Below are 6202 nucleotides of genomic sequence, written 5' to 3'. Positions count from 1 at the left end.
GTCTAGCACCTGCGTAAACGATGTTACCTTCACTTAAGAACTTCTTAACAGTGTCCTTACCAAAACCTGAACTTGCCCCCGTTACAATAATTACTTTTTTAGCCATTTTAAATTGCCTCCTTTTGCAATAATTTATTAATTTGTGTTCTTACATCAAACTCATCATCATTTTCATATCTAGGTGCGAAAGTGTTATAAGCAGCATTTAATGCTTCGTATCTCTTATTCACTCTCACAATATTGTGTGCATGTGCCACGCAGAAAAACTGATTTTCTTTTAATTGCTTCATAATAGTAGAAACAAACTTGTCTACATCCATACCTTTTAGGAAGCCATCTGCTAGTTCAGATTGAACCAAGCCTGGTATGATGAAAGAAATATTTGTTGTTTCAGACATTTCTTCTCTTAGAGATTCTGTTAAAGCAAGTAATGCATGTTTCGTTGAAATATAGCCTGATGCTTGAGGTACACCATTGAATAAACTGTTCTCAGATCCAACATTGTAGATTGCAGATGGTGCTGTTTGTAGATCTTCAGAAAAAACTTGAATACAGTTGATAACACCGTAATAATTGATTTCAAATAGTTTTTTGTAAGTCTTTACATCTGTTTGTAAGATTGGCTTTTGCTCTTGAGTGATACCTGCATTGTTCATTAAAACATCCACCTTACCATATTTTTGATTGGCGAATGATTTTAAGTTTTCAACTTCACTGCGTTTACTTACATCGCATGTTGTTCCGCTTGCTTCAATACCTAGTGCTTTTAGATTTTCTACAGCTTCATTAACTTTTTCAACTCTTCTTGAAGCAATAACGATTTTACCGCCTTCAAGTCCCATTGCCTTTGCGAATGCGTATCCTATACCAGTTGCGCCACCTGTGATGACGATAACTCTACCCATATAACTTAACATTGTTCCTCCTCTTTTTCTCTTTCGTGATTTCTTACATTAAGTATAGGACGCCAGAAGAATATTAACTATTGTTCAATTACAGATGGTTTTTGCCAAATTACTTGTAAAAGTATTTATTATGGTGATGAATAATCTATTGAATAAAGAACCCTTTGCATTTAAATAATGGTAAGATCACTTTTAGATTAACAAGTAGAAATTTGTCATCCAAGTTGATTTGTACTTAATACATTTTTGGAGATGTAGTTAAATCTTTATTCATAGTTTTTTCATGAAAGCGTTTTTTTCAAGGACTAAAGGACAGAATCATTTAAGATGTACTATACCAAAGCACATGGTAAAAAAAAATTTCATAAAAAAATGCTTGCACCAATGCTCATCATGGTATATACTAGGTGAGTATTATTTTTTGAGTATATAATGGAAACCCCGAAGGGGGTGTCTATCTAAGCTGAATCTATGAGAGGTAGATCATCCCGTTTTAGGGGATGGTCACCTCTTTTTTAGGTTAATTGAATATAAAAGGTGTGTTCTTATAAGATATTGTGAAAGGAGTTAAAATGGCAACAAAGTATGTTTTTGTAACGGGTGGAGTTGTTTCATCATTAGGTAAAGGTATCACTGCAGCGTCACTGGGTCAGCTGTTAAAGGCAAGAGGTTTAAAAGTATCGATTCAGAAATTTGATCCATATATCAACAAGGATCCAGGTACAATGAGTCCTTACCAGCATGGAGAGGTTTTTGTAACAGAAGATGGTGCTGAAACAGATCTAGACTTAGGTCACTATGAAAGATTTATTGATATCAACTTAAACAAGAACAGCAATGTGACGACTGGTAAGATTTACTGGAGCGTTATCACAAAAGAGAGACGTGGTGACTATCTAGGTGCTACAATCCAAGTTATTCCTCATATCACAAATGAAATCAAAGAACGCGCATTCAGAGTAGCCAACGAAGAAAATCCAGATGTTGTTATCACAGAAATTGGTGGTACGGTAGGTGACATCGAATCACAACCATTCATGGAGTCTATTAGACAGATCAAACATGATGTGGGTAAAGAAAATGTATGTTATGTACACTTAACTTTACTTCCTTACCTAGATAAGGCAGGTGAGCTTAAGACAAAGCCAACCCAACACTCTGTTAAAGAACTTCGTGAAATTGGTATTCAACCTGACATCATTATCTGTAGAACAAAGACAGAGATTTCTCAGGACATCAAAGACAAGATCAGCTTATTCTGTAACATTGAGCCACAAAATGTTATTACCAATATGGATGCAGAAACACTTTATGAAGTACCACTTATGTTAGAGGAAGAAGGTCTTGCTTCTAAGGTATGTAAGATTTTAAACATCGAGTGTAAAGCGCCTAAGATGGATGAATGGAAGAAAGTTGTTGAGATTGAAAAGAACCTTAAAGAGACTGTAAAGATTGGTCTTGTAGGTAAATACGTTGAACTGCATGATGCATACTTATCGGTTGCAGAAGCTCTAAAGCATGCAGGTTTATCAAATAACGTGAAAGTAGATATTCACTGGATTCATGCAGAAGAAGTCAACCATGAGAATGCTAAAGATGTCTTAAAAGATATGGATGGTATCTTGGTACCAGGTGGTTTTGGTGATAGAGGCGTTGAAGGTAAAGTTGCTGCTGCTACTTATGCTAGAGAAAACAAGGTGCCTTTCTTCGGTATCTGTTTAGGTATGCAGATTGCTGTTATTGAATTTGCCAGAAAAGTACTAAAGCTTGATGATGCACACTCGAGTGAGTTAGAGCCATCGACAACAAATCCTGTAATTGACTTGATGTTAGACCAGCATGATATCGAGGATATGGGCGGTACCATGAGATTAGGTGTTTACCCTTGTAAGGTTAAGAAGGGTACAAAAGCTTATGAAGCTTATGGTGAAGAACTTATTTATGAGAGACACAGACATAGATATGAGTTTAACAACCACTACAGAGATATGATAGAAGAAAGTGGTTTAATCATTTCTGGTATTTCTCCAGATGAAAGACTGGTTGAAATTGTAGAATTAGAAACGTCTAAACACCCTTGGTATGTAGCAGGACAATTCCATCCAGAGTTTAAGTCTAGACCAACTAGATCTCATCCTTTATTTAGAGATTTTGTTAAAGCTTCAAAAGAAAATAGATAAAAGACTAGCCAGAGTTCGCTCTGGCTTTTATAATAAAATAGGGTGATTAAAATGAAGAAATTTCTAAAGATAGAACACATCGTAATACTTATACTCAGTCTAATTGGTTTGTACTTAAGAGTTTACGTAATCCAGAACATTCCTACTGAGCAGTTGTATGACTTCTCAACTTATTATCATGTTGCGGATAATGTATATCAAGGTCTCGGTTTTACTTTCCAGGGCCATCCAATTGCTTGGCAAGGCATGGGCTACTCAACCATCTTAGGTATCTGGTTTAAGATATGGAGTACAAATGTAGAAATTTGTGCCAAGTGGTTAAATGTAGTCATGTCAATGGCAACCATTTATTTGGTTTACTACATCTTACATCAATTGACGAAAAGAAAAGGTATCATATTAGGTGCTACCTTAGGTGTCATCTTTATGCCGCAGCATATTGTTTATTGCAACACCATTGGGACAGAAGTGATGTCGGCTTTTGTACTAGCAGCTGTTATTGCCATTCAAGTGACTAAATTTGATTGGAAGTTTAAGTATCCTATACTCGGTTTGGCAGTTGGTATCATGTCTCTTGTAAAACCGTTCTTTATGGCTTATCCACTACTGCTTGCCATGGTAGAGTGGCTTAAGAATAAAGATTACAGGGAAACACTTAAGTTACTTGCATTAGTAACAGCCTTCATGGTTTTGATTATTTCGCCATGGACGCTCAGAAATTACAGGAAGTTTGGACGTATTATTCCAATTTCATATAACTCTGGTTTTAACCTATATATCAACAACAATCAAAATAATGTTCATGGCGGGTGGCAAAGTTTTGATGATATCTATAAAACAACAGAACTTCAAGCTAAGATAGATGAGCATTTAGACAATGGCTTAGAAACTGTTAGTGACAATGTTAAAATTGCCTCTAACATAGAACTGGACTTTAAGCCTGAAGCTCAAAAGTGGATTAGAGAAAATCCTGGAGAGTTCTTTAAATTAGGTGTAATTAGAGTACATTCAACTTACTTTAAAGGTGCATGGGACATGGAAACATGGGCTATGAATCAGTACCGAGCTGAACTTATAAAGGAACATCCAGAAGATCAGACTAAGATTGCCAGACAGTTTAACTTTATGGCGTCACTTTCAGATATATTACTCTATATCTCAACTGGATTTGGTCTTATGTTTATCGTACTAAACTTTAAAGCCATCATTGTTGCTATTTTTTCTATGAAGAAAAAACTCAATGACCTAACAACCATTGTATTTTTAAACTTATCTTATATATCTCTGGTGTATTTCGTTTATGAGGGACAACCAAGATACAACTTTATTGTATTGTTCCTGTTGATTATGGCTGCAGCCATAATCATGGATACTTACCAAGCCAACAAAATGATTACAAATGATTAAATAGATTTTTATACCAGTAAAGAGGACAACGTAAAAGTTGGCCTCTTTTGGTTTATTTCCTAACTTGATAGTGTTGTGTTGTACCGCCTGACCATATCTTTTCTTCTACTAGGACCTTGTTAAGTGACTGCCAGTCACCAAATACAATGTCTCCTGAAGAATCCTTATCGTCTATGCATACAATCAGTTCTTTAGCGTGTGGCAAGAAAAGTTCCCAAGTTGATTTACCTCCCCCTATAACAAGAAGTTCTTCTGAATCTTTATAGTCGCTTACTAACTGTGAGTAGTCGTTAATAAAAGTGACATTTTTGTTTGTTTTAGAATAGAGATCAGTCTTTTGAGACAATACATAAAACTCTTTATAGTTTTTCACAGAATCTAAGCATAGAGGTAGTGTGGTGTGACCAACTACCATAGAGTCTCCTGCAAAGATTCTGTCGATTTCTGCAATTCTGTCCTTGGACCAATTTGAAGCTCTTTCGAAATAATCGTCCAGATTAGAATGGCCGATGATATTATTTTTGTCTGTCATTATTACAAGTCGAATCATATATTTTCCTTTCAAGATATAAGCATTTTATTATGCTTTGATATAAGTTGTTCAAGTGATTGGGGGTGACTATAATAATAGCCTTGTATATTTTTCACGCCAATTTCTTGTAATGATCTTAATTGAGATGAAGTTTCAACGCCTTCTGCTATAACTCTAATATGGCATACATCTAGCATATGAATAAATTGACTCAATTTTAGTTTTGTTTCTGGATGTTTTATGAGTGGAATAAATGTTTTATCTAATTTGATTGTGTTAACTGGATAATTCATAAAGTGACTGAACTTTGAATAACCTGTTCCAAAATCATCTAAACCGATATTGATACCTAGATTGCTGAGTTTTCTGACTTTGTCATTAAGATGTTCTTGAGGAAAATTCAAAGAATTAGTTTCCGTTATTTCAAACTCTATGTGTTGAGGATTTATATTGTATTTTCTTAGAAGATGGTAAACATAATCTCGAAAACCGTTTTCTATTAGCTGAATGGGTGAAATGTTAATTGATAGTATAGGTGGTTGATCTGTTAGTTCGTTTAAGTGATGAAAATCTTTTAATGCTTTATTTATAATCCATTTGCCAAGCTTAATAATATATCCTGACGCTTCACATGCTTGTATAAAGATATCAGTTCTAATAGGTTGATCGTCATTATAAACACGAAGTAGTGCTTCATATCCAATAACTTGTTGATTGTAAGAGTCAACTTGAGGCTGATAAAGAATTTTATATATAAGTTTTTCCTCATCATAGTAACGTATTTTTCCATTTCTATTAATTAACATATAGTTTCACCTTTAGATAGAATAAGAATTACATCTAGCAATCGCTAGATGTAATTAATTTTAAGAATACATGCTGATGATAACTTTATCTGCCATTTTGTCAGGTAATTTTGCCATCATACCACCCATTTTAGCGTCTGTACCAACTTTGTATCTTGGCTTTGGATTCTTTTTGTTTACTGAATCTACAATTGTCTTTACAACTTTAGCTGTAGAAGGTGGGTTCTTATAAGCTTTTTCCATAGAGCCTAAGAATGCATCAACTGACTTCTTATAAGCTTGAGGATGATTGATTTCTCTAACTTTTTTCTCAGCTACTTCGAAGAATCCTGTATCCATAGCACCTGGTTCAACAATAACGACATTGATTCC

6 protein-coding genes are annotated in these 6202 nt (G+C 34.7%); 2 read left to right on the top strand and 4 right to left on the bottom strand.

The annotated features are described in order from the left end of the window. Positions 1-107: 107 nt before the first annotated feature. Entirely contained in the window at positions 108-917 is an 810-nt protein-coding gene (locus EZV73_RS28050; protein ID WP_240843901.1) for an SDR family oxidoreductase, read from the bottom strand. A gap of 560 nt (positions 918-1477) precedes the next feature. Here EZV73_RS28050 and EZV73_RS28045 point away from each other — a divergent pair. Together EZV73_RS28045 and EZV73_RS28040 are read left to right on the top strand one after the other, a co-directional pair. Beyond that, a complete protein-coding gene (locus tag EZV73_RS28045; RefSeq protein ID WP_240843900.1) occupies positions 1478-3085 on the top strand; it encodes a CTP synthase in 1608 nt (535 codons plus the stop codon). A gap of 51 nt (positions 3086-3136) precedes the next feature. Then, on the top strand, positions 3137-4492 hold the full coding sequence (locus EZV73_RS28040; RefSeq protein WP_240843899.1) for a hypothetical protein: 1356 nt from the start codon (positions 3137-3139) through the stop codon (positions 4490-4492). A gap of 52 nt (positions 4493-4544) precedes the next feature. Here the strand turns inward: EZV73_RS28040 and EZV73_RS28035 are convergent, their stop codons facing one another. From EZV73_RS28035 to EZV73_RS28025, 3 genes are all read right to left on the bottom strand, one after another. Then, positions 4545-5042 (bottom strand): dihydrofolate reductase, encoded by a 498-nt coding sequence (locus EZV73_RS28035; RefSeq protein ID WP_240843898.1) that lies wholly within the window; start codon positions 5040-5042, stop codon positions 4545-4547. Positions 5043-5053: 11 nt separating this feature from the next. Continuing rightward, positions 5054-5830: an EAL domain-containing protein gene (locus tag EZV73_RS28030; RefSeq protein WP_240843897.1), complete on the bottom strand. Its 777-nt coding sequence runs from the start codon at positions 5828-5830 to the stop codon at positions 5054-5056. Positions 5831-5890: 60 nt separating this feature from the next. Beyond that, positions 5891-6202, bottom strand: a 312-nt coding sequence (locus EZV73_RS28025) for a hypothetical protein (RefSeq protein WP_330637286.1), incomplete at its 5' end; no start/stop codon positions are given.

Source organism: Acidaminobacter sp. JC074 (assembly GCF_022496765.1).
In the GTDB taxonomy this organism is placed as follows: Bacteria; Bacillota; Clostridia; order Peptostreptococcales; family Acidaminobacteraceae; genus JABXKX01.
The sequence above is the reverse complement of the archived record's forward strand: the minus strand, read 5'-3'. Positions and strand labels throughout refer to the sequence as shown.